The organism is Spirulina subsalsa CS-330 (assembly GCF_028330765.1).
Classification (GTDB): Bacteria; Cyanobacteriota; Cyanobacteriia; order Cyanobacteriales; family Spirulinaceae; genus Spirulina; species Spirulina subsalsa_A.
In genome coordinates this window covers 1-2,589 of the sequence record NZ_JAQMTY010000041.1, presented here as the reverse complement: position 1 = coordinate 2,589, position 2,589 = coordinate 1, and the positions used below count along the sequence as shown (strand labels likewise).

The window sequence follows — 2,589 nt, the reverse complement described above, 5'->3', positions numbered from 1 at the left end:
GCCGTACCCTCATGAACGGGCCAATCCATAGCGAGCCAATCCATAGCGAGCTAGAAGCTCGCACTCCAGAGGATTACCGTAACTGAGATGTATTCCTTTAGGCTTCTGGGGGCTGGGGGCTTAACTCAGCTTGGAATGCCTGTAAGTTGCGGGGTCTATACTGCTCTAAATTTTGCCAACGGGTGATCACACTGCTATGGAGGGCAGCCTGCGATCGCTCCACTGTTCGATAGTGGGGTGGAAAAAGTGACCAAAATCCCTGGGGTTTAAAATCCCGATCGAGGGTTGGATTGACCTTTACCTCGCCGATGCAGGTGAGATCAAAGTCTAATCCGAGGGCTTTCGCTTGTTCGATCATCCACAGGAGGGCGGCATTGGAGAAGGGGGCATTGGCTTGGGTTCCGCCGCCGACGCAGCCATGATCGCCGGGAAACAAGACTTGATGGAGGGGGCGTTGATCTCCCTGTTGACGTTCCATGAGGGTGGCATCAAAGGTGGTGCGGTATTCATCGATGGCGATCGCATGGGCTGCATTTTCAATCTGTGCCCCTAGTTTTGTATCGTGAAAGCGATACTGCTCCCGATTCAAGAACCGATCGAGGGGCACACCATTGATTAAATTGGGAACCCCCAACGCGCCGACGGTATCCCAACAGCCCAGTAAGGTGATGGGGGCAGTCTGACTGTATTGGGATCGAAAGGCTTCGATGGCGGCATTGTGGCGGTGTGCTGAACTGTTTTGGCGATCGCGACTCCGTTGGCGGTAAAGCTCGTAGGCCTGGGGCGCACAGCGAATGTTGTCGCGGGTGACGAGGCCCAAGAGGCTGATCATGCCCGCCAAACTCCGGACGGTGTAAGCACCACGACTAAACCCGAAAAGATAAATTTCATCGCCGGGCACATAATTAAGGCTCAAAAACCGATAGCCATCCTGAATATTGCAATCAATCCCTTTGCCAGCAATGCCCCCAGTCCACTTGCGCACTTTGCTTTCTGTGCCAACGCCTTCGTCATAGAAAACAATTTGGGGAATGCCTTGGCTATCTAGGGGGGTAATGCCTTGGGCTATTTTGACGACGTTGGTGGGATAGGGGCTTTCGAGGTGTTGCCAGGTTCCATCACAACAGACAATGAGCCGTTTTTTAAACTGTGGGGTTGCGTCCATGGGTCTAACTTTGTTGATCGTGTGTCTGGTACTACAGCCATATTCGTGCTTTTACTGTATCCGAGAATTTACGCGGTTTTGGGGAATCCCGGCGGCGATCGCACCTCCCACCGCCCGGCTATACTGGTGAAGATCTTGCCCTCTCCCTATCCCTATGGAATTGTCCACGGTATCAAGTCCTTTGGTGAGCCGCGATCGCCTCTTGGCGGCCTTCGGGGATTTTCTTAATCTGGATGTGGGAGCAGGGGATGCAGCCTTGGATACGGTGCAGACTTACCGCCGTCAGGTGCAGCAGTTTTTGGGATGGTGCGATCGCCACAACCTCGATCCGGGGCAACTGGTACAGGACGATATTAAACGCTATCGCTATTGGCTGGTGCAAGATCAGCAATTCAAACCGGCCACAGTGGCGCTCAAACTCTCCGTGGTGCGGCGTTTTTACCAAGCAGCGGTGAATCGGGGCCTGGTTCCGTTTAACCCAGCCTTGGGAGTGCGTCCCCCCCGCGAAAAACGTGACCCCGCTGAACGGATTACTTTTCTTGAAACATCAGAAGTTGAGCGCCTTTTGGCCGCTGTGCCCTGGCCCGATGCCGGGATCACCCCAGCGGCGGCATTACAACGGTTACGCGATCGCGCCCTGCTGGCGATCATGGCCCTCGAAGGCCCCCGCACCGTCGAACTGCACCGCGCCAATGTGGTGAACGTCCTCCAACAGGGCCAAAACTACGGCATCCGCGTCGAAGGCAAACGCAATATTCGCATCGTCCCCCTCACCCCCGATATTGCCCAGGTCTTAATGGCTTATCTCGATATGCGGCGCGATCGCGGCGAACGCTTCACCGCCCAAACCCCCCTCTTCATCGCCGTCGGCAATCGAGCCAAAGGAAAACGCCTCTCCCGGCGCGGTATCCGGCTGATCGTCGATCGCCACCTCACCGCCACCCACCTCAAGCACGCCGCTGGCCGCACCATTTCCGCCCACAGCCTCCGCCATACCGCCGGAACCCTCGCCCTCCGAGCCGGGGCGGAACTGCGCCAAGTCCAAGACCTCCTCGGCCATGCCGATCCCCGCACCACTTGTATTTACGCCCATGTGGCCGATCGCTGGGAGAATAACCCAGCCTTGAAACTGGGGATTGAGCTGTGACATCCTCCTACACCAAATCGAAGATTATGGAGTAGGCTTCCTACCTCACAATAGGATATTCCTAGTTACTTCTCTTACGAGTTTTTCGCCACTTATCTAGAGCAGCCCCATGACTTACTCCCCGACAGACCGACTGCTTGACACTCCCACCGTTAAATCAAAGATTATAACGGGGGATTCTTGCTTCATTGGGTTTGTCTAGTCTCAAGTCATCTCTGTCTTGAAACCCCGTCCAGATTCCCCTCCACAAGCATCTGTTTAACGTCCACTGAATGTC

The 2,589-nt window shown here is 55.2% G+C and carries 2 protein-coding genes; one reads left to right on the top strand and one right to left on the bottom strand.

Annotated features, from left to right (window positions below; genetic code table 11):
• Nucleotides 1-97: 97 nt before the first annotated feature.
• Nucleotides 98-1,165 (bottom strand): DUF2235 domain-containing protein, encoded by a 1,068-nt coding sequence (locus tag PN477_RS02975; protein WP_272120135.1) that lies wholly within the window; start codon nucleotides 1,163-1,165, stop codon nucleotides 98-100.
• Between the two features lie 154 nt (nucleotides 1,166-1,319).
• On the opposite strand from PN477_RS02975, the gene PN477_RS02970 reads away from it, so the two are divergent.
• Entirely contained in the window at nucleotides 1,320-2,312 is a 993-nt protein-coding gene (locus tag PN477_RS02970) for a tyrosine-type recombinase/integrase (RefSeq protein ID WP_272120134.1), read from the top strand.
• The last annotated feature ends 277 nt before the right edge of the window (nucleotides 2,313-2,589 follow it).

Bases quoted from the DNA above. Each gene is read 5' to 3' on its own strand.
- PN477_RS02975 (WP_272120135.1), bottom strand. From the start codon at position 1,165: ATGGACGCAACCCCACAGTTTAAAAAACGGCTCATTGTCTGTTGTGAT.
- PN477_RS02970 (WP_272120134.1), top strand. From the start codon at position 1,320: ATGGAATTGTCCACGGTATCAAGTCCTTTGGTGAGCCGCGATCGCCTC.